19 protein-coding genes are annotated in these 24,087 nt (G+C 67.1%); 9 read left to right on the top strand and 10 right to left on the bottom strand.

Annotated elements, in window-relative coordinates:
• Positions 1–244 precede the first annotated feature (244 nt).
• Positions 245–676, top strand: coding sequence for a PPOX class F420-dependent oxidoreductase (locus tag ABZ827_RS24770; RefSeq protein ID WP_357241032.1), 432 nt, complete (start codon positions 245–247; stop codon positions 674–676).
• Between the two features lie 89 nt (positions 677–765).
• Here the strand turns inward: ABZ827_RS24770 and ABZ827_RS24765 are convergent, their stop codons facing one another.
• The 5 genes from ABZ827_RS24765 to ABZ827_RS24745 all read right to left on the bottom strand — a co-directional run bounded on the left by ABZ827_RS24765 (position 766) and on the right by ABZ827_RS24745 (position 6,481).
• A complete protein-coding gene (locus tag ABZ827_RS24765) occupies positions 766–1,137 on the bottom strand; it encodes a hypothetical protein (RefSeq protein WP_357241029.1) in 372 nt (123 codons plus the stop codon).
• A gap of 20 nt (positions 1,138–1,157) precedes the next feature.
• Positions 1,158–1,631: a roadblock/LC7 domain-containing protein gene (locus ABZ827_RS24760; RefSeq protein WP_357241027.1), complete on the bottom strand. Its 474-nt coding sequence runs from the start codon at positions 1,629–1,631 to the stop codon at positions 1,158–1,160.
• Entirely contained in the window at positions 1,628–2,404 is a 777-nt protein-coding gene (locus ABZ827_RS24755; protein ID WP_357241024.1) for a hypothetical protein, read from the bottom strand. The genes ABZ827_RS24760 and ABZ827_RS24755 overlap by 4 nt, the downstream gene beginning before the upstream one ends.
• Positions 2,394–2,840, bottom strand: a complete 447-nt coding sequence (locus ABZ827_RS24750) for a hypothetical protein (protein ID WP_357241021.1) — start codon at positions 2,838–2,840, stop codon at positions 2,394–2,396. Before ABZ827_RS24750 ends, ABZ827_RS24755 begins: the two co-directional genes overlap by 11 nt.
• A gap of 386 nt (positions 2,841–3,226) precedes the next feature.
• The gene (locus tag ABZ827_RS24745) at positions 3,227–6,481 is read right to left on the bottom strand and encodes a heterodisulfide reductase-related iron-sulfur binding cluster (protein ID WP_357241018.1); all 3,255 of its coding nucleotides are present in this window, start codon (positions 6,479–6,481) and stop codon (positions 3,227–3,229) included.
• 503 nt (positions 6,482–6,984) lie between these two features.
• On the opposite strand from ABZ827_RS24745, the gene ABZ827_RS24740 reads away from it, so the two are divergent.
• A complete protein-coding gene (locus tag ABZ827_RS24740; RefSeq protein ID WP_357241015.1) occupies positions 6,985–7,677 on the top strand; it encodes a hypothetical protein in 693 nt (230 codons plus the stop codon).
• Positions 7,678–7,960: 283 nt separating this feature from the next.
• Here the strand turns inward: ABZ827_RS24740 and ABZ827_RS24735 are convergent, their stop codons facing one another.
• From ABZ827_RS24735 to ABZ827_RS24725, 3 genes are all read right to left on the bottom strand, one after another.
• Positions 7,961–9,268, bottom strand: coding sequence for a S1 family peptidase (locus tag ABZ827_RS24735; protein ID WP_357241132.1), 1,308 nt, complete (start codon positions 9,266–9,268; stop codon positions 7,961–7,963).
• Positions 9,269–9,292: 24 nt separating this feature from the next.
• On the bottom strand, positions 9,293–10,648 hold the full coding sequence (locus tag ABZ827_RS24730) for a S1 family peptidase (RefSeq protein WP_357241012.1): 1,356 nt from the start codon (positions 10,646–10,648) through the stop codon (positions 9,293–9,295).
• Positions 10,649–10,791: 143 nt separating this feature from the next.
• Positions 10,792–12,171, bottom strand: a complete 1,380-nt coding sequence (locus ABZ827_RS24725; RefSeq protein ID WP_357241009.1) for a hypothetical protein — start codon at positions 12,169–12,171, stop codon at positions 10,792–10,794.
• A 495-nt stretch (positions 12,172–12,666) separates the two neighbouring features.
• On the opposite strand from ABZ827_RS24725, the gene dnaK reads away from it, so the two are divergent.
• The 4 genes from dnaK (at position 12,667) to ABZ827_RS24705 (ending at position 16,984) form a co-directional block, all read left to right on the top strand.
• The gene (gene dnaK, locus ABZ827_RS24720; RefSeq protein ID WP_357241006.1) at positions 12,667–14,520 is read left to right on the top strand and encodes a molecular chaperone DnaK; all 1,854 of its coding nucleotides are present in this window, start codon (positions 12,667–12,669) and stop codon (positions 14,518–14,520) included.
• Positions 14,517–15,251, top strand: a complete 735-nt coding sequence (grpE, locus tag ABZ827_RS24715) for a nucleotide exchange factor GrpE (RefSeq protein WP_357241003.1) — start codon at positions 14,517–14,519, stop codon at positions 15,249–15,251. The genes dnaK and grpE overlap by 4 nt, the downstream gene beginning before the upstream one ends.
• A 78-nt stretch (positions 15,252–15,329) precedes the next feature.
• On the top strand, positions 15,330–16,493 hold the full coding sequence (gene dnaJ, locus ABZ827_RS24710) for a molecular chaperone DnaJ (RefSeq protein ID WP_357241000.1): 1,164 nt from the start codon (positions 15,330–15,332) through the stop codon (positions 16,491–16,493).
• A 59-nt stretch (positions 16,494–16,552) separates the two neighbouring features.
• Complete coding sequence (locus ABZ827_RS24705) at positions 16,553–16,984, top strand: helix-turn-helix transcriptional regulator (RefSeq protein WP_357241129.1); 432 nt, start codon at positions 16,553–16,555, stop codon at positions 16,982–16,984.
• Between the two features lie 7 nt (positions 16,985–16,991).
• On the opposite strand, the gene ABZ827_RS24700 is transcribed toward ABZ827_RS24705, so the two are convergent.
• The gene (locus tag ABZ827_RS24700; RefSeq protein ID WP_357240997.1) at positions 16,992–17,774 is read right to left on the bottom strand and encodes an FAD-binding oxidoreductase; all 783 of its coding nucleotides are present in this window, start codon (positions 17,772–17,774) and stop codon (positions 16,992–16,994) included.
• 66 nt (positions 17,775–17,840) lie between these two features.
• The gene (locus ABZ827_RS24695) at positions 17,841–18,998 is read right to left on the bottom strand and encodes an FAD-binding oxidoreductase (protein ID WP_357241126.1); all 1,158 of its coding nucleotides are present in this window, start codon (positions 18,996–18,998) and stop codon (positions 17,841–17,843) included.
• A gap of 331 nt (positions 18,999–19,329) precedes the next feature.
• Between ABZ827_RS24695 and clpB the strand changes: the two genes are divergently transcribed.
• From clpB to ABZ827_RS24680, 3 genes are all read left to right on the top strand, one after another.
• Positions 19,330–21,924: an ATP-dependent chaperone ClpB gene (gene clpB, locus ABZ827_RS24690; protein WP_357240994.1), complete on the top strand. Its 2,595-nt coding sequence runs from the start codon at positions 19,330–19,332 to the stop codon at positions 21,922–21,924.
• A gap of 127 nt (positions 21,925–22,051) precedes the next feature.
• A complete protein-coding gene (locus ABZ827_RS24685) occupies positions 22,052–22,858 on the top strand; it encodes a DUF5666 domain-containing protein (RefSeq protein WP_357240991.1) in 807 nt (268 codons plus the stop codon).
• 74 nt (positions 22,859–22,932) lie between these two features.
• Complete coding sequence (locus ABZ827_RS24680) at positions 22,933–23,970, top strand: hypothetical protein (protein ID WP_357241123.1); 1,038 nt, start codon at positions 22,933–22,935, stop codon at positions 23,968–23,970.
• Positions 23,971–24,087: the final 117 nt, after the last annotated feature.

The raw sequence follows: 24,087 nt of genomic DNA, 5'->3' as shown, positions 1-24,087 counted from the left end.
GGTGCCGTTGCTCTGCCCTGTGCGCATCCGGCGGTCACAGGGCGTGGGTGCTCGTGGACCGGACCATTGATCCGCCGGCGGAGATAGTCGGTCGGGCCGGACTCCGTGCCCGGAAAACTCGTGTCGACCCCGGAGGGAGCCTCGTCGCGGCACGGCCTACCGGTTCGCCTGCAGCCCGATTCACCTCTTCGCCTCCCCGGTTCTGCCTGGAATAGCGGGCGTGGCCGGTGACTTGGATTCGGGTATGACGAACCCCTCGTTCGATCCACGCACCCTGCTCGCCGAAAGCCGGTTGGGCATTCTGGCCACGATCAAGTCGGACGGCCTGCCCCAGCTCTCGCCGGTGACTCCCTACTACGACCGCGACGCCGACGTCATCTACGTCTCGATGACCGAAGGCCGGGCCAAAACTGTCAACCTGCGCCGCGACCCGCGCGCTGCCCTGGAGGTGACCCGCGCCGACGGCTGGGCCTGGGCCACCGCCGAGGGCACGGTCACGTTGACCGGTCCGGGTACCGATCCGCATGGCCCCGAGGTCGAGGCGCTCGTCGACTACTACCGCAAGGCGGCCGGTGCGCATCCGGACTGGGACGAGTACCGATCGGTCATGGTCTCCGACCGCCGAGTGCTGATGAAGCTGTCGGTCCAGCACGTGTACGGAGCAATCCTGCGCTGACCCCGGGGGCATCCGGAGAGCTGAGATTCGGTCCAGCACCGGGCGCGCAGCGGGTCCGTTGTGCATCGAGTGGCAGCGGACTCGACGGATCACACCTCGAGGTCTTCTTCGATCCCGCGCAGCTTGTGCCGGGCCAGAGCCAGATTCGCACGTCCGCGGTCGAGTGCGAGGTAGAGGAACAAGCCCTTCGACTTCCGGCCGGTCATCGGGCGGATGAGATGGTACTGGGAGCTCAGCGTGATCAGGATGTCCTCGATATCCTCCTGCAGGCCGAGCTGTTCGATGGTCCGTAGTTTCGCGCGGACCACCTCGGTGTTGCCGGCGGCGGCGACGTGGAGGTCGAGATCTTTCGAGCTGCCGAGCATCCCCAGCGCCATACCGCTGTTGTAGTCGACAACGGCCGCGCCGACGGCGCCGTCGATCGACATCATTTCCTTCAGAGCCGAATCCATATCGGACACAGGCGTTTCCTTTCGATGGGTTATCCGGGTCTTCCGTTGGTACTGCCGGGTTCGCGGGCGGCGCCCGCCAGATGTTCGGCGATATTGCGCGCCACCGGACGTGATTCGAGATGCAACCGGCCGATGTTCACGTCCGGCTCCGCGAGGACGGTCAGCGATGCCCAGCCCGCGCCGTAGATGACGACGTGCCCACGCGTCCCGTCCACTACGACCTCCTGGAATCCGCCGCCGTGCGCGACACCCGCCAGCCGGTCCGATAGCGACAGTTGCGCCGCCGCGAGCGCCGCCATTCCGGTGGGTTCTATATGCCCGGGTAGATCGTGGGTGACCAGCAGGCCGTCGCTGGAGGCCACCAGTGTCCCGATCAGTCCGGGCACACGATCTCGGAGCCCCGTGAGCTCCGCGTGTACCGCCGGATTCGGATCGGATTCGGGTATCGGCACCTTCGTCAACCTCCCCCTCAGATCGCCGAGCAGTTTCCTGCGCGCCGTCACGCGAGTTCCTCCAGCGCCGAGCGCAACCGCAGGAGCAGTGCCTGATCCACCGGCTCCCAATCGCTGTCATCGGGTACCGGCACGGGCTGCGGCACCCGTCGGCGCAGGACCGGCTCGGCGCCCGGCCGTGGCGTTGCCGGCGGACGCCGGTCCCCCGGCGGCTGGATCAACCCCGCGGCGGTGAGATCGCGGACCGCCTCCAGGCAGCCGTACGCGGTGCGCCCGAGGTCGCGGGCGATAACGGTGATACTGCGGCGGTTATCCGCCGCGGCCAGCACTTCGGCTTGACCCCCGGTGAGTACGACCCGGCTCCGTCGTACCCGGCGCACCGGCACCACGGGCGCCCGATCCACGAGCTGCGCCGGCCACGGCCCGGAATCCGGGTCGCCGCGCCGCGCGCATTCGCGTACCAGTAATCGCGGCCGGATACGGCAGACCGGGGCCAGCCAATGCGGCGGCGCGGGCCGGAATTCGGCGACGTCCGAGGTGGACAGCAGGAAATAGGCGGCGTCGAAAGCCGAAAGCAGCGCCAAAGTCTCGAGCAACGGCCGGCGCAGGACAGGGCCGGGATCGCCCTCCACAGCGCGTTGCCAATCCTCGACACCGGCGACTCCGGCCGCCGCGGCCAGCCGATCGAGCCCGGTGGTACGGCGGCATTCGGCGGAGGCGATGGCGCCGTCCGCGAGATGGAAGGCGCCGTCGCCCGCGTGCAGCACGCCGGTGCTCCCCTCGTCTTCCAGGCGCCGCAGCTCGTCCGCGAGCTCAGTTCCCATGACTGTCCTCGGCCGGTTCCACCGCATGACGGCCCCCGGCCGGTGCCGCTTCATCGCCGCTTCCGGTCAGGTCCGCGAGGATGCCGCGTAACCGGAACCGGGCCATCGCGAGGTTGCCGGAATCCTCGTCGAACAGCGCGTGCACGAACAGGCGGCCCTCGAAATCGCCACGCACCAGGTCGATCAGGTGGTATCCCCCGTTGCCGCAGACGATGATCTCGGTGATGTCGTCATCGTCCGCGCCGGTCGCGAGCGCCGGACAGCCGAGTACGGCGCGCACGACATCGGTTGTGGTGGCCGCGTCCTCGTGCTGGTCGACCAGGTCATGACGCCCGGCCCCGGCGATCGCCAGTCCACTCGCTCCGTCGACCAAAGTCACACTGCGCGCCCCCGGGATGCCCATGATGCGTTCCAGACATCCATCGATACCGATCACTGCGCCTCTATCTTGTTCATGACTGTTTCAGATTGCAGAGACACTACACAAACCTTGCGAACTATGCCCTGCGAACGCAGTAGTGCGTCCCGGTTGCGCCACTCGTCGCGGTATCGGGCCCGGAAAGGACAGTTCGGGCGCCACGAAAGGTAGCGCTCAGTGCCTCCGGGCACTGCAGAATCGGGAAATTCGGCGAGCACAGCCGAACTCGTGCGGATCACTCCTGGCCAGACCGGGGACTCGCCGATGTTCGGGGCCTGTCATACCGACACGGATTCGTCCGGACGGGCCGATAGCCGCGCCACCGGACACCGTGCGGGATGTGCGGAAATAGCGACGGGTCCGGCATTCGCCGGACCCGTCGATGTGTTCTGTTGTGTTCGGTGTCAGCCCTTTCGGCCCGGTGCCTTCGCGCCGGATTTGAATCCGAGGGCACCCGGCTTGGCCGCCGGAGGCGTCGCGTCCGACCCGTTACCCGCGGTGCTGTTGGCCGACGATCCGGAGGCCTCGGTGGCCGGCTCGGCAGCGGATGCGGCCGGTGCCGCTTCCTCCGTTTCGGTGGCCGGTGCCGTTTCGGCGGGTGTCGGCTTGTCGGCAGCAGGCGCGCCGGGCGCTTTCGGGCCCGGGCGCTTGAACCCGGACTTCATCGCCAGGCCCTTGGCCGGTTTCGACGGTTTGCTCTCGGCCGGTGCAGCCGCGGTGGGCTGCTCGGTTTCCGTGGCTCGGTCCTCGGCCGGTGCGGCGGGCTCCGCCGGAGCAGTTTCGGCTGCCGGTGCCGATTCCGGTGCCGGAGCAGAGGTCTCGGCGCCCGGGGGCTTCGGGCCGGGGCGTTTGAACCCGGATTTCATCGCGAGGCCTTTCGCGGCGACCGTGGGTTTGGTCTCCGTCGGTGCCGAATCCGCGGTGGAATCCGTCTCGGTGGTTTCGGCCGCGGCCCCCGGCTGCGCGGCGGGTGCTTTCGCGCCCGGGGCCTTCGCGGCGCCCTTCATGGCGAGACCTTTGCCGCCGGGTGCCTTGGCGGCGCCCTTCATGCCCAGGCCCTTCACCGGAGGCGCGGCGGGAGCCTCGTCCTTCTCGGCGGCCGGAGCGGATTCGGCCTTGGCGCCGGGAGCTTTGGCAGCGCCCTTCATTGCGAGACCTTTGCCGCCGGGTGCCTTGGCGGCGCCCTTCATCCCCAGTCCCTTGGTCGCAGGCGCGGCCGGGGCGGTCTCGCCGGTGCTTTCCTCGGTGGCGGGTGCTTTGGCCCCGGGTGCCTTCGCGGCGCCCTTCATGCCGAGTCCCTTACCGGGTGCCTTCGCCGGACCCTTCATGGCCAGGCCGCCGCCCTTCGGGGCCGCCTTCTCGGCCGCCGGGGCCGCGGCTTCGGCGACCGGTTCGGGCTCAGGCTCCGGTTCCGGTTCGGCCTTGGGCTCCTGGATGACCGTGAGGTTCGCGGTGAGCTTCTCCGAGTCGACCCGTTCGATCGAGTCGAGCATCAGCTGCGCGACGTCGACGACCTCCACACCTTCGCCCTGACCGGACTCCTGGCGCGCGGTGACACCGTCGGTGAGCATCACGCGGCAGAACGGGCAGCCGGTGGCGATCTTGGCGGGTGAGGTGGTGAGCGCCTCGTCCACGCGGTCGATATTGATGCGCTTGCCCAGCTGCTCTTCCATCCACATCCGGGCACCGCCGGCGCCACAGCACATGGAACGTTCGCCGTGGCGGGGCATTTCCACCAGATTCGACCCGGAGGCGGCCATCAGCTCACGCGGTGCGTTGTAGACCTTGTTGTGCCGGCCCAGGAAGCAAGGGTCGTGGTAGGTGACGTTCTGCGACACCGAGGCCACCGGAACGAGCTGCTTACCGCGCACCAGCCGGTTCAGCAGCTGAGTGTGGTGCACCACCTCATAGTTGCCGCCGACCTGGGGGTATTCGTTGTTGAGCGCGTTGAAGCAGTGCGCGCAGGTGACGACGATCTTCTTCTTTTTCTGCTCCACGCCGTCGAATACCGAATTCAGGGTTTCGATGTTCTGCATCGCGAGCTGCTGGAACAGGAATTCGTTACCCGCGCGCCGGGCCGAATCGCCGGTGCAGGTTTCCTCCTGGCCGAGAACCATGTACTTCACGCCCGCGGTCGCGAGGAGTTCGGCGACGGCCTTGGTGGTCTTCTTGGCGCGGTCCTCGTAGGCGCCGGCGCAGCCCACCCAGAACAGGTATTCGTAGCCGTCGAAGCTGTCGGCGTCCTTACCGAACACCGGGATATCGAAGTCCAGTTCGTTGATCCAGTTGAGCCGGTCCTTGGCGTTCTGGCCCCACGGGTTGCCCTTGTTCTCCAGGTTCTTGAACAGCCCGGCGAGCTCGGACGGGAACTCCGATTCGATCAGCACCTGATAGCGCCGCATATCGATGATGTGGTCGACATGTTCGATATCGACCGGGCACTGCTCGACACAGGCACCGCACGAGGTGCAGCTCCACAGCACCTCGGGATCGATGATGCCGTTCGCCTCGGCGTCGCCGACCAGCGGCCGCTCGGCTTCCGCGCGGGCGGCCTCGGAGATCGCGGCCAGTTTCGTCTCGTCGGGTTTACCGTCGGCGTCGACCAGGCCGATCTCGTCGCCACCGGCATCCGTGCTGCCACCGGCCAGCAGATACGGCGCCTTGGCGTAGCCGTGGTCGCGCAGCGACATGATCAGCAGTTTCGGCGACAGCGGTTTACCGGTGTTCCAGGCCGGGCACTGCGACTGGCAGCGACCGCATTCGGTGCAGGTGGTGAAGTCCAGCCAGCCCTTCCAGGAGAAGTCCTCGATCCGGCCGGCACCCAGAGTGTCGGTATCGGGGTCGACGTTCTCCATATCCAGGGCGCGGCCCTTGGACATCATCGGCTTGGCGGCGCCCAGGGCGACTCCGCCGTCGTCCTCACGCTTGAAATAGATGTTGAAGAAGGCGGAGAACCGGTGCCAGGCCACACCCCAGTTGAGATTGCGGCCGACCAGGTACAGGAACAGGCTGCCGGACATCAGCTTGAAGAAAGCGAAGATCGAGACCAGCACCGGGCTCACCGGGAGTAGCTTCGCGATCTGCATGGTGAAGAAGTCCGTGGCCGCGTTCGCGTGCCCGTAGGTCGCGATCTTGCCCGCCTTCACCAGCACCATGCCGAGACCCTCGATGAGCACGATGGCCTCGATGACGTAGGCCGGCGCGAACGCGGAGCCACTGAATCGGGAAAGACGCTCGGGCACCCGCGGGTGGTTGAGCTGCCGGATCACGATCAGCGTGACGATGCCGACCACCGTGCCGATACCCAGGAGCTCGTCCAGCAGGTGGTACACGGCGAGATTGCCGATGATCGGCCAGTGGAACTCCGGATCGAAGGTCTGGCCGTATGCCTCGAAGAACAGGATCATGCCGGCCAGGAAGCCGATCATCACCAGCCAGTGGGCCCAGCCGACAGTGCGGAACTTGTTCATCCGCGTATGCGCGAGGAACTCCACCAGCATCTGCTTCAACCGCGGGAAGAAGGGCTTCCAGCGGTCGGGTGCGGGCTGGCCGACCATGATGGCGCGCACGATATTGCGGACGCCGCCGAAGAACGACGCCCAACACAGCAGGCTGAGCGCCGCTCCCAAAGTGCCCAGCGTCACTGTCAGGGCATTCATGTCGCGACCTTTCTTTCGAGGCAACACGAGGTGCGAGGAACGATGAGTAACCTCGTCCGGGTCGTATCGTAACCGCCAGTAAGTTACTCGCCGGTAACTACCGGTGTCCAGTGTACGATCGCCGGCGCGCTGCCGGCCCATCTGCCTGGGCTTTCCCGCATAAATCGGGCCGTGATCAATGTCACTGCATTCAGTTGGCTGCCCATAACTGTTCGGGCTGATGAACACCGTAAAGGGCCTGCTGTCGGCCACCACGCTAAGGCCAGGCTTACTCGGTCCGATTCTTACGTTTGGGACACGAATCTCGCCTTTTGCCAACACATTCGATTACGCTCAGCGCGATCTATCAGGAAGCGTGACATCTCACAACGCTCGGGGAGGAAAACGGGTCCGGTCTACATCGGCCCCCTCGCGGAGAGTCGTCACGCCCCACACCCGATTGGAATTGGATGAATCTCCCTAGATCTACTGTGGTCGCAGCACTGGTCACAGGTTCACTCGCCATGGGTTTCGGTACGGCACACGCCGACCCGGCAGCCGAAGCACCGACCCCGATCAACTACTCCGTTCAGCTCTTGGAGAAGACGGTCGTCACCACACTGCAGGGGGGCACCTTCGCCATTGCGGAGGAAGAGGTGGCACCAATCTCGGCCGAGCCGGGCGCGGTACCTGAAAAAGAGCAGTTCGTCCAGGTCAAGGACAAGAGCGGCGCAGTCGTTATGTCCTGGCCGGTCGCTCTCGGTGTGGAGGGCACCGAGATTCCGGTCAAGCCGGTGCTGAAGCACGACGACACGGTGCTGGAGCTGACCCCGGAGAAGACCGACGTTCGGACAGCGCAGCCGGTTCAGGCGGTGAACCTGACCGCCAAGCCCATCGCCTCGCCGATCGAGAACCAGATGGCGATGAACGAGTTCTCCACACAGTTCTCCATCGCGACCGCTGTCGGCGGCTTCGTCGGCACGGCCGCCGGTGTCGTGGTCGGCGGTGTCGTCGGATGCATCCTCGGACTCCCGCTGCTGGCTGTCGGCTGCATTCCGGCCGCTATCGCCGGTGCGGGAATCGGCGGGATCCTCGGGACGATCGCCGTGGGTGGCCCGGCGGTCGGCATCGCGGCCATGGACCTGGTCCAGACCCTGCAAGCCGCTCCCGGCCAGAGCAAATGGGCCAACGGCGGTAAACCGCCGGGGGAGAAGTAACAACAACCCGTAGACGAAGGGCCGGCAGCATTACGCTGCCGGCCCTTCGCATGCTCTATGTCCGTTCGGATGCTCCCCGCGACTTTGCTGCGCCGAGTGGGGGCGCTGCCCGGTGCCGCCCATGCATGCGGGGCGTGCGGCACGGTAGCGGCGGTTCGCAGGTGGGACTTCGTGGTCAGTAGTTCCGGCGGGAGTAATCCGGTCGCCGATATACGACGAGGCCGACAGCATTTCTGCTGTCGGCCTCGTCGCGCTCCTGCCCTGTGCCGGATCCGGCACGGTCCTAGCTCGTGCGGATACGCAAGCCCGGGTTGTCGGAGAGCACCACGCTCACCGGCTGGGCGAACAACTGCGGGGCGTTACCGGTGAGCACGCCCAGGATGTTCGGGATTTCGCAGATCGGGTAGTCGGCCACCGAGGAAGCGCTGGAGATACCCAGGGCCAGGCGTCCGGTGACGATCGGGCCGCCGCTGTCACCCGGCAGGGCGCAGATATTGGCGGAGAAGCTCTGGGTGAGCTGGCGATCGCCGACCTGGACCGTCTGATCGACGGCATTCACCACACCGCAGCTGAATCCGGTTCGCGAACCCGACTTGCAGACGGGCGCGCCGACCACCGGGGTGGCCACACCTTCGATCGGAACCGGAGCGGCCGAGGGAACCTTGACCTGGTTGTTCTCGAAGCGGCCCGCGGCGCCGTCCTCGATATCGAGGATCGAGTAGTCCTGGTTGCCGAGCACCGATTTCTGGAAGGTGGCGATCTTCGGGCCCACCCGGTTACCGCCGAGGGATTCGTGCACGGTGGCGGCGCCGATATTGTCCAGGTCCGGATTGCAGTGTCCGGCAGTGACGTTCACGGTGTTACCGCCCGGGCCGATACCGTTGAAACCGAAGGAGCAGCGCAGCGAGCCGTCACCGGCCACGGAGGCGAAACCGTCGCCGCCACCCACGGGAGCTGCGGCGTCACCTTCGGCGATATCCGCGGCGGGCTGGGTCTCCGCGGCGACCGGCGGCGCCATGACGATGACCCGGGCCGGGTCGATGAAGTTCGGCATCGGTAGGCCGGCCTGGTCGACGCGCACCGCGATGCTGTTGTTGACGGTATCGATGACGACACCGCGGACGAGCGCGGAGACGGCAGCCGGCTGGCCGTCGAGCCAGCGCTCGAAGGCACTCTTCTCGCCCCGCAGGGTCTGCTCGCTCTTCGCGACATTGTGGACGACGAAACCTGTCGACTCCGCGGCCCCACGGGCTTCCTCGGTGCCGGGCCCGGGAGCCAGAGCGACCACACCCTTGCCCTGTTCGTCGAGCCAGGCGCCCGCGAACACCTGCGGGAACTGCCGCTGCGCGGTGGTGGCGAAGGCGGCCACCTGCTGCGCCGTATCGGCGCGCTGCAGATACTGCTCGGGGGAGATGTGCAGATCGCGGTTCAGGGCCGCGACGAGGTCGGCGGGCAGGCCGATACCGGGGTCGGGGGCGGCCGAGGAGACCGCGGTGGGACCGAACAAGAGCACCGCGGCCGAGGCGGCCACCGCGGCCCGGTAGGTGCGGGTTCTGGACGGCGCCGTTCGCCGTTTACCTATGCGTGGCATGAGCATGCAGAGACTATATCGGGCTCATCCGGCAATCGGCCTGGTTCGTACGTTGATACCGCTGCCGAGGCCGCCGCCGGAGGTCGCGTTTATATCGTCGAGGATCGGCCGGATCGGGATACCCAGGGTGGCGGTGCCGCCGTATTGGGCCAGGGCGATATTGGCCTCGCCGCAGTCGGGGGCCTCGGCGGCATTCGAGCCGCTGGTGATCCCGAGCGCCAGGGTGCCGGTGACGATGGCGCCGCCGCTGTCACCGCCCAGGGTGCAGGCGGTACTGGCGAATCCGCGGATGGTCTTGGCTGTGCCCTCGGTGGTGAACAGCTGGGTCTCCACCCGGTCGGCGACGACGAATCCACAGGTGAAGGTGGATGACTGGCCGGATTTGCATACGGGCGCGCCGACCACCGGATCGGCGGTGCCGGTGACGGTCAGGGTGGTGCCGTTGGCGCCGCGCACCGACGGCTGATCCATACCGGAGCTGACGGCGCGCTCGTTCAATTGGATCACCGAATAATCGAGCGTTCCGGCGCCGCCCAATTCCGATTTCACGAAGGTGCCGAGCTGCGGGCTCGCCGGGATATTCCGGACATTCGGGCCGTATACGCCGGCCCGCTCATCGCCTTTGTCGAGATTCGGATTGCAATGACCGGCACTGATATTGAGGGCGTTTCCGGCGGAATCGACACTGTTGAAGCCGAACGAGCAGACATCGACGCTGCGCAGTTCGGCGTCGTCGAGCGGGCCGGGGGCGCTGATATAGGTATCGCCGCCCATGGGCCGGTGTTCGACGGGGCCGCCACCGTCCGGTGCGAGCACGACTTTGATGTTGGCGAGCAGGGTCGGCAGATTGAGCACATGCGCCAGCGGCGTATTCGCGACATTCACGACGAGCTGGCTGTTGAGGAAGTCGATGGCGATCGAATTGATCACCTGGGAGATATCCCGGGGCTGCCCGGCGACCCATTGATTCAGTTGTGTCAGAGAAGTTTCCAGGGCGGCGGCCGAAACCGGCGCCAGCCGGGTCTGGTATCCGTCGGCGCCGGCCGCCTGGGCCGCGTCGGGTGAGGTCACCGCGACCATCGGCTTCCCCTCGGGGGTCATCCACGCACCGGCGAAAACATCGGGACGTTGCGCGCGGAATTCGGCGGCGTAGCCCTGTAACTCCTGGGCGCGGGCCGACCGGTCCAGATATTCGGCCGGGGTCATATGCAGATCGCGGGACAGCGCTTGAACGAGTTCGGGCGGCAGATCCTCGGCTCTGAGCTGTTCCGGGGCGGGCGCCGCGGTCGCCGGAACCGCGCCGAACAGGGGAGTCAGGAGAACGGCAGAGCTGATGATGGCAGCTTTTACCGCGGCGCGACGCGCCACCGACTTGCGCATGGAGTCCCTTCGTCGGCACTGGGTGCCGGATAATCCGTGGCCACGGGATTGAATCCGTTGGCGCACAAGTTTGGTCGAGCTGACCGGGCTGCCGGGGTGGCCGGGAAAACACCGGTCAGGCGAACACTCTAAGGCACAAAACGCTATCTGGCTTCTTCTTGAGCGCCTTCTTTGGAGCCGGTGTCCGGAAGCTCCGGATCTTCCGTGCGGAACGGCACCGGGAACGGAAAGAACTCGAATCCGGGCCGTGCCCGAGTTGTCGTGGTTTGCTCGGTCGTGGTGGGTTCGGTGAGCGTCGGTCCGCTCGGTTCGGTGCTGGTGGGAGCCGAGTCCGTGGGCGGCACCGATTGGGTCGTGGTGGTAACCGGGGGCGGGGCTACGACGGAAGGCTCCGGGGTAGGAGTGGGCTCCGGCTCGTAGGTCGGTTCGGGGGCGTAGGTCGGCTCGGCGGGAGGCGGAGCGATCGGCTGCGGCGGTACGGGCGGCGGTGGGGCCACGGGGGTCTCGGTCACCGCGGTGGTGGACGGCACCGGGCCCGGTTCGGCGGCGCCGGTGCGCAGGAACGCGGTAACCCCCAGTGCGCCGATCACGAGACCCACCAGCGCGGCTGTGGCGACCAGCGTGGCCGTTCGCCGGGAGCCTTTCGGCTCCGACGCCGGGGCCGGGGTGCGGGGGGCTCCGCCTGTTGCTGCCGCGGTGGTGCCGGTGACGGGCGGACTCGTATCCGGGGTGCGCGGCTCGGCTGCCGGTAGGAGGCCCGCTGCCGCGCTACCCCCTAATCCGGCGGCCAGTACACCCAGGCTCGGGCCACCGTAGGTGGCCTCGGGGTCGGCGGCGGGATCTGCCTCGGAGTACGCCTCGGCGGTGGCCGGTGCGGGGTGTGTAGCGGCGGGGGTGACCGCGGAATACGCCTTGGCCGGGGTATCACCCGTGACCGGTTTCGGCATGACGATGGTGTCGAGGAAGGAGTTCTCGGCGGTGGTGGGGTCGGGTGGGGTGGCACCGGCGGGGGTCTCCAGTACGACGTCCAGGGCGGCGCGACCGGCGCATTCGGCGAAATATCGGCCGATCTCTTCCGCGCTGTGGCCGCCGCGCGGTGGCAGTTCGTTCTCACCGATCAGGGCGACCGAGCCGAGACCCAGGTAGTCGAGTGCGCCACGGAGTGCGAAGACCTGCGCGGCCGGCCAGTGACCGGGGTGGGTGGCGTAGAACTCGGCGGGTCCGTTGAGATGTTCGGCGGTCAGGTTGATCAGGCAGAACATCGCGGTGGCGAGTAGGTCTTCACCGCGGTAGGCCTCGCCGTCGTCCACCGGCACACCGGCCGGATCGCCTACGGCCGAGACGAAACCGGTGATCGTATGGCGGTAGCCGGGTGGGGCCGAGAGTCCGCCGAGCGCCGCGTCGCCGTCCTCGGACATATGCAGAATCGGCTCGCGGATGACGAAATGCGGATCCCCGTCATCGCTGACGATCGCCGCGGTGCACGCGTCCTCGGCGATGTGCAGGCCCACCCCAGTGGCCATCCTCGGATCCTCGCTTCGACTACCTCATCCACGCTACGGGTTCGCTCACGGCCGCACCCGGCGCGGCGCGCACGGTGACTGTGGGCGGAGCATTGACAATAGCTCCGATCGAGGGCCGATGTGGATCCGGGCGCGGCCGGGTAGCGGGTGCCGGGTGCGGTACGGCCGGGTCACGATGTCGTACCGCTCGCGTTTCCCGGGATGGCTCCGGGGAAGGATGGCAGCGGGGATCGGCGTACGAGCGGGAATAGTTCGCCGGGGCCGGTGGTTGAGCTGTTCGACAATGTTGAGCGGTATCGACTCAAGTTTGACTTGACGCCCCGTCCGGGGGCAGGCAGGATTGAGCCGACCACGCTCAGTATTGCTGGGACCGTGCTCCATGTCGTGTCCGGGGCTGGTCCGTGGCGCCTCCGGCGCAGCCGTATCGGTTGCGCCTGCGGCGCAGTGGGCAACAGCCCGTGGACACAAGCAGTCGAAAATGAGGAGGAAACACAAATGGCTCGTGCGGTCGGAATCGACCTCGGGACCACGAACTCGGTCGTCGCCGTTCTCGAAGGTGGTGAACCGGTCGTCGTCGCCAACTCCGAGGGTTCGCGCACCACGCCCTCCGTCGTCGCGTTCGCGAAGAACGGCGAGGTTCTGGTCGGCCAGCCGGCCAAGAACCAGGCGGTCACCAACGTCGACCGTACGATCCGCTCGGTCAAACGCCATATCGGCACCGACTGGACCGTGGAGCTCGACGACAAGAAGTACACCTCGCAGGAGATCAGCGCGCGCACGCTGATGAAGCTGAAGCGTGACGCCGAGTCCTACCTGGGCGAGGACATCACCGACGCGGTGATCACCGTTCCCGCCTACTTCGAGGACGCCCAGCGGCAGGCCACCAAGGAAGCCGGGCAGATCGCCGGCCTCAATGTGCTGCGCATCGTCAACGAGCCCACCGCCGCGGCCCTGGCCTACGGCCTGGACAAGGGCGACAAGGAACAGACCATCCTGGTCTTCGACCTCGGTGGCGGCACCTTCGACGTCTCGCTGCTGGAAATCGGCGAGGGCGTCGTCGAGGTCCGCGCCACCTCCGGTGACAACCACCTCGGTGGTGACGACTGGGACGAGCGCGTGGTGACCTGGCTGGTCGACAAGTTCAAGGCCAGTTCGGGTATCGACCTGACCAAGGACAAGATGGCCATGCAGCGGCTGCGTGAGGCCGCCGAGAAGGCCAAGATCGAGCTGAGCTCCTCGCAGAGCACCTCGATCAACCTGCCCTACATCACCGTCGACTCGGAGAAGAACCCGCTGTTCCTCGATGAGCAGCTGACCCGTTCGGAATTCCAGAAGATCACCTCGGACCTGCTCGACCGCACTCGCGCGCCGTTCCAGTCCGTGGTCAAGGACGCCGGGATCAAGGTCGCCGATATCGACCATGTCGTACTCGTCGGTGGCTCCACCCGTATGCCCGCGGTCTCCGAGCTGGTCAAGGAACTGACCGGTGGTAAGGAGCCCAACAAGGGCGTCAACCCGGACGAGGTCGTCGCCGTCGGCGCCGCCCTGCAGGCCGGTGTGCTCAAGGGCGAGGTCAAGGACGTCCTGCTGCTCGATGTGACCCCGCTGTCGCTGGGTATCGAGACCAAGGGCGGCGTGATGACCAACCTCATCGAGCGCAACACCACCATCCCGACCAAGCGTTCGGAAACCTTCACCACGGCCAACGACAACCAGCCGTCGGTGCAGATCCAGGTGTTCCAGGGTGAGCGCGAGATCGCCGCGCACAACAAACTGCTCGGCTCCTTCGAGCTGACCGGTATCCCGCCGGCGCCGCGCGGTGTGCCACAGATCGAGGTCACCTTCGATATCGACGCCAACGGCATCGTCCACGTGACCGCGAAGGACAAGGGCACCGGTAAAGAGAACACGATCAAGATCCAGGACGGCTCCGGCCTGTCCAAGGAAGAGATCGACCGGATGGTCAAGGACGCCGAGGCGCATGCCGCCGAGGACAAGGCGCGTCGCGAGGAGGCGGAGACCCGCAACCAGGCCGAATCGCTGGTTCACCAGACCGAGAAGTTCATCGCCGACAACGAGGACAAGGTCCCGGCGGATGTGAAGTCCAAGGTCGAGGCCGCCATCGCGGAGGCCAACGAGGCGCTCAAGGGCACCGATACCGCCGCGGTGAAGGCCGCGGTGGAGAAGCTGGCCACCGAATCGCAGGCGCTGGGTCAGGCGATCTACGAGTCGTCTCAGGCGTCCGAGGGTGCGGCCGCGGGTGACGGTGCCGCGGGCGGTGCCGGCGACGACGACCAGGTCGTCGACGCCGAGGTCGTGGACGAGCCGGTCGACACGGAGAAGAAGTGACGAACGCCGACAACAATTCCGAGGAACCGATCAGCTTCGTCGACAAGCGCAAGATCGATCCGGAGACCGGCGAAGTTCGCGAGCCGGCCGGAGCGGCAGATGATGCCGCTCCGGCCGGGGCCGAGACTCTCACGGAATCCGGTGAGCCGGTGGCCCCGGGTGCACCACAGTCCGGCCAGGACGGTGCGGGTGCGGACACAGCGGCCGCCGAAGCCGCGGTGGTACCCGACGCCGCGGCCGAACTCGCCGAGCGCACCGCCGATCTGCAACGGCTGACGGCGGAGTACACCAACTACCGGCGCCGGGTCGAACGCGATCGCAAGACCGCCATCGACACCGCGAAGGCCGGGGTCGTCACCGAACTCCTGGGCGTGCTGGACGATCTGGACCGCGCCCGGGCACATGGTGATCTGGAATCCGGGCCGTTGCGTTCGGTGGCCGACAAGCTGATCGAGGCATTACGCAAACAGGGGCTCGAGGAATTCGGGTCCGAGGGCGAACCTTTCGACCCGAATCTGCACGAGGCGGTTCAGCACGAAGGCGCCGGGCACGATCCGGTGATCGGCGTGGTGATGCGCAAGGGTTACCGGTTCGGTGAGCGGGTGCTGCGGCATGCGCTGGTCGGGGTAACCGACGGCGTGGGCGATACCGCCTCCGGTCCGGATGCCGCTGCCGCGGCGGATACCGCTGCAGCGGAGGCATCGGATGTGGATGCCGGATCGAAGAATTAGCGATTCCATCGCGCGGCGACGCGTAATAGATTCCACAGCGCGGCGTCGCGAAAAAATGGAGAGAGGAGGAGATGCCCGGTGAGCCAGCGGGAGTGGATCGAAAAGGACTTCTACAAGGAGCTGGGTGTCTCCTCCGGCGCCTCCACCGACGAGATCAAGAAGGCGTATCGCAAACTCGCCCGTGATCTGCACCCGGACGCCAATCCGGGCGACGCCAAGGCCGAGGAACGGTTCAAGGCCGTCAGTGAGGCCCATACCGTGCTGTCGGATCCGGCCAAACGCGCCGAATACGACGAGACCCGCCGCCTCTTCGCGGGCGGCGGGTACGGCCGGGGCGGCGGTTTCACCCCGGGCGCCGGCGGTGGATTCACCCAGGGTTTCGATATGGGCGATATCTTCGGCCAGGCGGGCGCCGCCGACGGTGGCCTGGGCGATCTGTTCGGTGGCCTGTTCAACCGCGGCGGTGGCGGCACCCGCACCAGCCGGCCCCGTCGCGGTTCGGATGTGGAGGCGGAGACGACTCTCGGGTTCCGTGAGGCCGCCCGCGGTGTCACGGTGCCGCTGCATCTGACCAGCCCGTCGCCGTGCACCACCTGCCACGGCAGCGGCGCGAAACCGGGCACCAGCCCTCGGGTGTGCCCGATCTGTAACGGCAGCGGTGTGGTGAGCCGGAATCAGGGCGCGTTCGGATTCAGCGAGCCGTGCGACGACTGCCGCGGGACCGGTTCGATCATCGACGATCCGTGCGTGGACTGTCACGGCAGCGGTGTCCAGAATCGCACCCGCTCCATCAACGTCCGGATCCCGCCGGGTATCGCGGACGGTCAGCGGATCAGGCTGGCCGGTCAGGGCGAGGCCGGGCTGCGGGGTGCGCCCTCGGGCGACCTGTTCGTCACGGTGCGGGTGAGTCAGGACAAGGTCTTCGGCCGGGCCGGCGATGACCTCACCCTGGCCCTACCGGTCAGTTACAGTGAACTGGTGCTCGGCACGACCGTATCGGTGCCCACTTTGGAGGGCCGGGTCGGCGTGAAGGTGCCACCGGGCACCGCGGACGGCCGCACCCTGCGGGTGCGCGGTCGCGGGGTTCCCAAACGTGGTGGCGGAGCCGGTGATCTGCTGGTCACCGTGAAGGTCGCCGTGCCGCCGAAGCTGGACGACGATGCCGTGGCCGCGCTGCGCGCGCTGCAGGAGGCGGAGAAGGCCAGCGGCTTCGATCCGAGAGCTGGATGGGCAGGTGCGTGATGTCCGCTGATCCGAAACGGACACCCGAGGGTGGTTCGGCGCGTCCGGCGTCCCGACCGATGGGCCCGGACGCGGCAGCGGAGCGTAACCACGCAGGGCCCCGTGAAGGTCGCCAATCGAGCACCGAATATTTCGTGATCTCGGTAGCCGCCCAGCTGGCCGGTATGCACGCGCAGACCCTGCGCACCTACGACCGGCTGGGCCTGGTGACTCCCCAGCGCACCTCGGGCGGCGGCCGGCGCTATTCGGAACGGGACGTCGAGCTGCTGCGCGAAGTGCAGCGGCTGTCCCAGGACGAGGGCGTCAACCTGGCCGGTATCAAACGGATCATCGAACTCACCAACCAGGTCACCGAACTCCACCAGCGCGTTATGGAACTGACCGCGGAGCTGGAACGACAGCGGTCCCGGCCGGACTACCGACCGGAACTGCTCCCCGCACAACGCAATACCGCCCTGGTCGTCTGGCAACCCCGCCACCGCCGCCGCTGAGTGCGCCTCACGCCCCTTCGAACTGGATCCGTTCCGCCGGCGTCCCCGCATCCAGCAACCGTTCCACCGTGGACCGCGTCATCGCCGGTGACCCGCATACCAGCACCTGGTGCCGGTCGAACGATCCGTAGGACCCCACCACTTCGGCGAGAGTGCCCTCGATCAGGTCTTCCTCGTCGAAACCTATATCCACCCGGTGGCTTTCGTGCCACTTGTCCGGCCAGGACGGATCGTCGAGACGCTCCACCACCGGCACCACCGTGAGCCACGGCAGGTCCGCCGCCAGTAGAACCAGCATGTCCGCCGCATACAGGTCCCGTGGCGAGAACCCCCCGAAGAAAAGGTAGGTCGTCGGCGGGTATTCGTGCCGCGCGAGTTCCAGGATCTGTGACCGCAGCGGAGCGAGTCCCGTACCACCGGCGATCATCACCACTTCGTCGCCGTCGGGATCCACGCTGAACATGCCTTGCGGGGCAGCCAGTTTCCATTGATCACCGGCGACGGTGTCGGCCACGATCCCGGCACTGCACCAGCCGCCGGCCACCGTGCGGATATGGAACTCCAGTTTCCCGTCCAGGGAGGGCGGCAGTGCCGGGGAGAAGCGGCGCCGCATTCCCGGGAACTGCGGGACCTCGACCTCCACCGATTGTCCCGCCGTGAACGGCACATATTCGCCGATCAGCCGGACCACCGCCAGATCGTGGCGTAGACGGTGGTGTTCGACAACGTTCGCTCGCCACTGTTCGGGGCGGGCGGAATGGTCCCGGGAGATGCGGGGGTCGCTGGTCATACCTCTCGAATCTGACAGGCCGGGCCGGGTTTTCGCCGCCCGGTGCGCAATGGGGTGTCTACCGGATCAGACCGGATCGGTGCTGATGATCTCCTCCGGGGTGCCGACCGCGAGTAGTGCGCGCCGGGTGTCGGCGATCATCTTCGCCGAGCCGGCGATCTGGATCTGCCGATCTTCCCACGCGCCGAAACTCGCCACCACGGCGCCGAGGTTTCCGACCAGGCGGCGATGCATGCCGTAGGGCGCGTCCTCGGTGGGATGCGGGTACCACCAGGGGTTGGTCTTGTGTTCGCAGACCGGGACGATGGTGAGCCACGGGTTGCTCTGCGAGAGCTGCCACATATTGTCGACGTCGTAGAGATCGCACGGGTAGACCCCGCCGATGAAGAAGTGCACCCGCGGGTTGATCCCGCGGCGGCCCATTTCGATCAGCTGGGCACGCAGCGGCGCGACACCCGTGCCCGAGCCGATCATCAGTACATCGCGGCCGCTTTCCGGGTCCACCTGCAGGCCGCCGAGCGGTCCGCCGATGAGCCAGCGGTCCCCGACCTTCGTCTCGTTGACGATCGCGGGGCTCACCCAGCCGCTGTGGACCTTGCGGACGTGGAATTCGATCTCGCCGTAGGGGTTGGACGGGATGGCCGGGGAGAGATAGCGCCACATCCGTGGCCGCTGCGGCACCGATACGGGTACGTATTGGCCGGCTACGTAGGGGATCGGGTCATCGGACTGCAAACGGACGATAGCGAGGTCGTCGAGGACGTGGCGGTGCCCGACAACGGTGGCTTCCCAGTAGGGCGGGGAATCGTCGGAGTTGGCGCCTATCGCCATGGCGGCGGATATGAGCAGGCAGACATCGCGCCATCCTTCGGCGAGTTCCCTGGTCCAGTTCGGGCCGTTGTAGGTTCCGAAGGCGGCGTACAACGCGGGACCGGCTTGGTCGTAGTGCTCGGCCTCGACCCCGTATTTGCGATGGTCGCGCGCGAGTTGTTCGAGGAACTTCTGCGCGCGGTCCCAGTCCTCGAGGTGATCCAGCATGTACTGGATCGCGGTGGCGATCCGTTTCGGCTGCATATCCATGGCAGGCGGGAACAACTCCCGCAGCCGCGGATTCTCGGCGAACAGGTGACCATAAAAGGCGCTGACCAACCGCTCGATTCCGTGCGGTGCGTCCAGCACCGACTGGAAATTGGCGCGGACCAGTGCTGCCGAACGCGCATCCACGGTGTGGAGCTTCCTTTCGCTGATGTCTGCCCCGGACATAGCCGTTACCGGCGGTCCTTCGTCCGACCAGTATCCCCGAAAATCGTGATGATGGTGTATGTGAAATACGAATACGGGGTTTGACCGATCTTGTTCGCGGGTAACGACGCGGCGGTGTGAGCTCGGTGCCAGCACTTTTCCGGCAACCCTCCGGTAGGAGGCCTGCCGGGAAAATATCCAAACTTGAGCGGAACAGACTCAACCTTTCGGACGTTGAACTCAGCAGGACGGCACGAGTCCCCGGATCGGGTGCGGCTGCCGGAGCAGATAACGACTAGCAGGAAGGTGCTTCGTGGACTCGTTCAACCCCACCACCAAGACCCAGGCCGCCTTGACCGCCGCATTGCAGGCAGCGTCCACGGCCGGTAACCCGGAGATCCGTCCGGCGCATCTGCTGGTGGCCTTGCTGGACCAGACCGACGGGATCGCCGGGCCGCTGCTGAAGGCGGTCGGCACCGATCCCGCGACCGTGCGCCGCGAAGCCCAGGACATAGTCGATCGGCTGCCACGGGCCACCGGTGCCACCACCGCTCCGCAGCTCGGCCGGGAAGCGCTCGCCGCGATCACCTCGGCCCAGCAGCTGGCCACCGAACTCGGCGACGAATACGTCTCCACCGAACACGTGATGGTCGGACTGGCGGGCGGCGATACCGATGTGACCATGCTGCTCGAGAAGTACGGCGCGACAGCGGCAGCGCTGCGTGAAGCCTTCACCACCGTGCGGGGAAACACCCGGGTCAGCAGCCCCGACCCGGAGGGTAGCTATCAGGCGCTGGAGAAGTACTCCACCGATCTCACCGATGCCGCGCGCTCCGGCAAGCTCGATCCGGTGATCGGCCGCGATACCGAGATCCGCCGGGTGGTGCAGGTGCTGTCCCGGCGCACCAAGAACAATCCGGTTCTCATCGGTGAACCGGGCGTCGGCAAAACCGCCATCGTCGAAGGACTGGCCCAGCGCATCATCGCCGGTGACGTACCGGAATCGCTGCGCGGGAAATCCGTGGTCTCACTCGATCTGGGCGCGATGGTCGCGGGCGCGAAATATCGCGGCGAATTCGAGGAGCGGCTCAAGGCGGTCCTCGAGGAGATCAAGTCCAGCGCCGGGCAGATCATCACTTTCATCGACGAACTGCACACCATCGTGGGCGCCGGAGCGACCGGCGAATCGGCGATGGACGCCGGCAATATGATCAAGCCGATGCTGGCTCGTGGCGAACTGCGGCTCGTCGGCGCCACCACGCTCGAGGAATACCGGCAGCACATCGAGAAGGACGCGGCGCTGGAACGTCGTTTCCAGCAGGTGCTGGTCGGTGAACCCACGGTGGGTGACACGGTGGGCATCCTGCGCGGGATCAAGGAACGCTACGAGGTGCACCACGGTGTGCGCATCACCGATTCCGCGCTGGTTGCCGCGGCCACGCTGTCCGACCGCTACATCACCTCCAGGTTCCTGCCCGACAAGGCGATCGACCTCGTCGACGAATCGGCCTCGCGGTTGCGCATGGAGATCGATTCGCGGCCGGTGGAGATAGACGAAGTGGAACGCGCGGTGCGCCGGCTCGAGATCGAAGAGGTCGCGCTGGCCAAGGAGACCGACGAAGCGTCCAAACAGCGGCTGGAGAAACTGCGCGCCGAACTGGCCGACGGCAGGGAGAAGCTCAATCAGCTCACCACCCGCTGGCAGAACGAGAAAACAGCGATCGACCAGGTCCGGGTGCTGAAGGAACAGCTCGAAGGACTGCGCGGTGAATCCGAACGCGCGGAACGCGACGGTGATCTGGGCAAGGCCGCCGAGCTGCGGTACGGCCGGATTCCGGAGCTGGAGAAGCAGCTCGCGGACGCCGAAGTGGCGTCCGGGGCGGCATCCGACGGTGAGGTCATGCTCAAGGAAGAGGTCGGGCCGGACGATATCGCCGAGGTGATCTCGGCGTGGACCGGTATTCCGGTCGGCCGCCTACTCGAAGGCGAGACCGAGAAGCTGCTGCGGATGGAGTCCGAGCTCGGGCGGCGGGTGGTCGGGCAGACCGACGCGGTCGAGGCCGTATCCGACGCGGTGCGGCGGGCACGCGCCGGGGTCGCGGATCCCAACCGGCCCACCGGCTCGTTCATGTTCGTGGGACCCACCGGCGTGGGTAAGACCGAGCTGGCCAAGGCGCTCGCCGACTTCCTGTTCGACGACGAACGCGCCATGGTCCGCATCGATATGAGCGAATACAGCGAGAAACACGCGGTGGCCCGGCTGGTGGGTGCGCCGCCCGGATACGTCGGCTACGACCAGGGCGGCCAGCTCACCGAGGCGGTGCGGCGCAGGCCCTACACGGTGGTGCTGTTCGACGAGATCGAGAAAGCGCATCCGGATGTTTTCGATATCTTGCTCGCGGTGCTCGACGAGGGCCGCCTCACCGACGGCCAGGGACGCACGGTGGACTTCCGCAACACCATCTTGATCCTCACCTCGAACCTCGGGGCCGGCGGTGACCAGGAATTCGTGATGAACACGGTGCGCTCGGCGTTCAAACCGGAATTCCTCAACCGGCTCGACGATGTGGTGATGTTCCGGGCGCTGGACGAAGACCAGCTCGCCTATGTCGTGGATATCCAGCTCGACCAGCTGCAGCGGCGGCTCGCGCAGCGGCGGCTCGAGCTCGAGGTCAGCGATTCGGCGCGTTTCTGGCTGGCCGTACGCGGATACGACCCGGTGTACGGCGCGCGTCCGCTGCGCCGGCTCATCCAGCAGTCGATCGGCGATACGCTCGCCAAGGAACTACTGGCCGGCAAGATCACCGACGGCGATACCGTCGCGGTGGGCGTGAGCCCTGATGGTGACGGTCTCATCGTGGGACGGAGCCTGCGCGACGCCGCGACCGCGGACGGGCAGGTGTCGTAGGGATCCGGCTCGGCGGTTCCGGGGTGCGACCGGTGCCGCCGAGGCCCGGGCCCGCTGGTGTCGTGGGTGCCGGGTCTGCATGTCGACGCGCCGGGCCGCGGAGATGGCGGAGGTTAGTCTGGGTGTTATGACCAACCCGAACGATCCCTGGGCAAGGCGGCCGGACGATGATCCGACCCAGCGCCTGGGTCAGCCGGGAGAATCGGCGACCGAGAAAATACCCAGCGGCGATATGCCCGGGTATGTGGAGCCGACGACGGCCTACCCGGGAACAGATCCCTACGGCGGGTGGGGGCCGGGTCCGAACCCCACCCGGGAAATGCCGACCTACGACAGTTACGCCTACGGCGCCCAGGGCGGTATGCCCGGACCGGGCCCGCAGGACCCGTACGGTCGGGCCGGTGGCGCGCTCCCGCCGGGGCCACCCGGGGAACCGCCGCGGCGGCCGTCTAACAAGAACGGTATCTGGCTGGGGGTCGGGCTGGCCGCGATCGTGCTGATCGCCCTGGCGGCCGTGGGGGCCGGAATGATGTTCGGCGGCGGAGGTGACTCGCAGAACACCGCCGGCGACAGTGCGACCACCAGTCGCCCTCTCGGCCGCGAAATCCCCATGGAACCAGAGGAATCGGCTCCGGCGCTGCCGAGTCTCCCGGGGATGCCCGATTCGGGCAGCCCGGACGACCCGAACGCGGGCGGCACCACCATGGGCACCATCAGCTCCAATACGGCTGGGACACTGACCCTCAGCACCCTCACGGGTGAGCAGGTCACGGTGCACACCACCCCGTCCACCCAGGTGATCTCGCTGTCCGGGACCACGGTCGACGCGCTGCCGGCCGGGGATCTGGTGATCGTGCAGGGGCAGCAGGCTCCGGACAAATCCATCCAGGCCGACGTGATCATCAGTACCGCCCTCGACGGAGGCGGGCGATGAGAAAACCGCGGCGCGCAGTGTGGGTGCCCGGCATTCCGCCGGGCGGGTGGATAGGCTAGGCGACGATGACGGCAATGTGGTTCGGGCTGGCGGCAATCACCCTCGCGGGTGCGATAGTGCTGCTCTACTTCGACCGGCGCCAGCGACAGCGGACCGGTCACGCGCGCCAGGTGTGGGCGAAAGCCCAGGGATACACCTATGTGTCGGTGGAACCGGCGCTCGCTTCGACCTGGCGGCGCGGTGCGCTGGCCAAGCTCGGGTACCTCACCGCGGTCGATGTGGTCACCGGTATCCGCAAGGGCGAGAAGTTCGTCCTGCTCGATCTGGAGGATTCCGCGACCCTGGTCGCGGTGCGCCGCCAGATCGGGTCGGATATCGACGTCGATATGCGGGTCAAGACGATGAATCCGCCCAAAGACGCCGATCTGGAACTACTCGGCGCCATCGGGGACCGGGTCGTGTTCGCGACCAACCCGGAGATCGCGCGGCATGCCGTCGATCAGCGGATGGTCGCGTTCATCGAATCCCTGGCCGATACGGTGCAGATGCTGTGGAGCGAGGGTAATTGGACCCTCGGCATGCTGCCGGTCGGTACGACCGCCAAGGATTGGGAGACCGGTATCGACGCCGTGCTGCGGTTGTCCGGTCTGCTGCATGTCCTCCCGCCGGTGAGCGAAACCCGTAACGACGAACCCGATCCCGGTGGTACGCATCCGCGCGCGCGGATCCGTTCGGCGGAATACGACGAGGACGATCGGGACGACCCGGACGACGGCTACGGCGAATTCGACGACTACGACGACGACAGCGACGGTGCCTACGGTCACCCCGGGCCGAATGTCCGCTACCGCGATGTTCCGGACGAACGGGATCCCGGCGACGACGTCCCGCCGCGCCGCCCGAGCCTGGCCGTGGTGCCCGATGCCCGGCCGATGAATCGTTCTCCGCGACCCGAACCTGCGGGCACCCGATCGGGCGGGGAAATGGAGCGCGATACCGGCGCCCGCCCGGATCGCCGCGAATCCACCGCCGACGACGAGCAGGCGCCGCGTCTGCCCGGCGGGCCCTTCCACCCGGGTTTCCGCCCTTATCAGGGCCCCGTCCCGCAGTAGGTCCGCGCACCAGGTCCGACCTGCGGTAACCGCCGTGGAGGCGTCGCCGTATCCTGCTCGGAGGGCGCCGCAGCGTGCGCCGGAACCTACTTGCCGCGACTCGCCTCCACGGGCGGA

This window comes from Nocardia sp. NPDC019395 (assembly GCF_040632335.1).
GTDB lineage: Bacteria > Actinomycetota > Actinomycetes > Mycobacteriales > Mycobacteriaceae > Nocardia.
The sequence above is the reverse complement of the archived record's forward strand: the minus strand, read 5'-3'. Positions and strand labels throughout refer to the sequence as shown.

Coding starts and splice junctions, on each gene's coding strand:
- ABZ827_RS24735 (WP_357241132.1), bottom strand. CDS start 9,268: ATGCCACGCATAGGTAAACGGCGAACGGCGCCGTCCAGAACCCGCACC.
- ABZ827_RS24680 (WP_357241123.1), top strand. CDS start 22,933: ATGTGGTTCGGGCTGGCGGCAATCACCCTCGCGGGTGCGATAGTGCTG.
- ABZ827_RS24685 (WP_357240991.1), top strand. CDS start 22,052: ATGACCAACCCGAACGATCCCTGGGCAAGGCGGCCGGACGATGATCCG.
- ABZ827_RS24725 (WP_357241009.1), bottom strand. CDS start 12,171: ATGGCCACTGGGGTGGGCCTGCACATCGCCGAGGACGCGTGCACCGCG.
- ABZ827_RS24770 (WP_357241032.1), top strand. CDS start 245: ATGACGAACCCCTCGTTCGATCCACGCACCCTGCTCGCCGAAAGCCGG.
- ABZ827_RS24755 (WP_357241024.1), bottom strand. CDS start 2,404: ATGGGAACTGAGCTCGCGGACGAGCTGCGGCGCCTGGAAGACGAGGGG.
- ABZ827_RS24740 (WP_357241015.1), top strand. CDS start 6,985: ATGGGTTTCGGTACGGCACACGCCGACCCGGCAGCCGAAGCACCGACC.
- ABZ827_RS24700 (WP_357240997.1), bottom strand. CDS start 17,774: ATGACCAGCGACCCCCGCATCTCCCGGGACCATTCCGCCCGCCCCGAA.
- ABZ827_RS24730 (WP_357241012.1), bottom strand. CDS start 10,648: ATGCGCAAGTCGGTGGCGCGTCGCGCCGCGGTAAAAGCTGCCATCATC.
- dnaK (WP_357241006.1), top strand. CDS start 12,667: ATGGCTCGTGCGGTCGGAATCGACCTCGGGACCACGAACTCGGTCGTC.
- ABZ827_RS24745 (WP_357241018.1), bottom strand. CDS start 6,481: ATGAATGCCCTGACAGTGACGCTGGGCACTTTGGGAGCGGCGCTCAGC.
- ABZ827_RS24705 (WP_357241129.1), top strand. CDS start 16,553: ATGGGCCCGGACGCGGCAGCGGAGCGTAACCACGCAGGGCCCCGTGAA.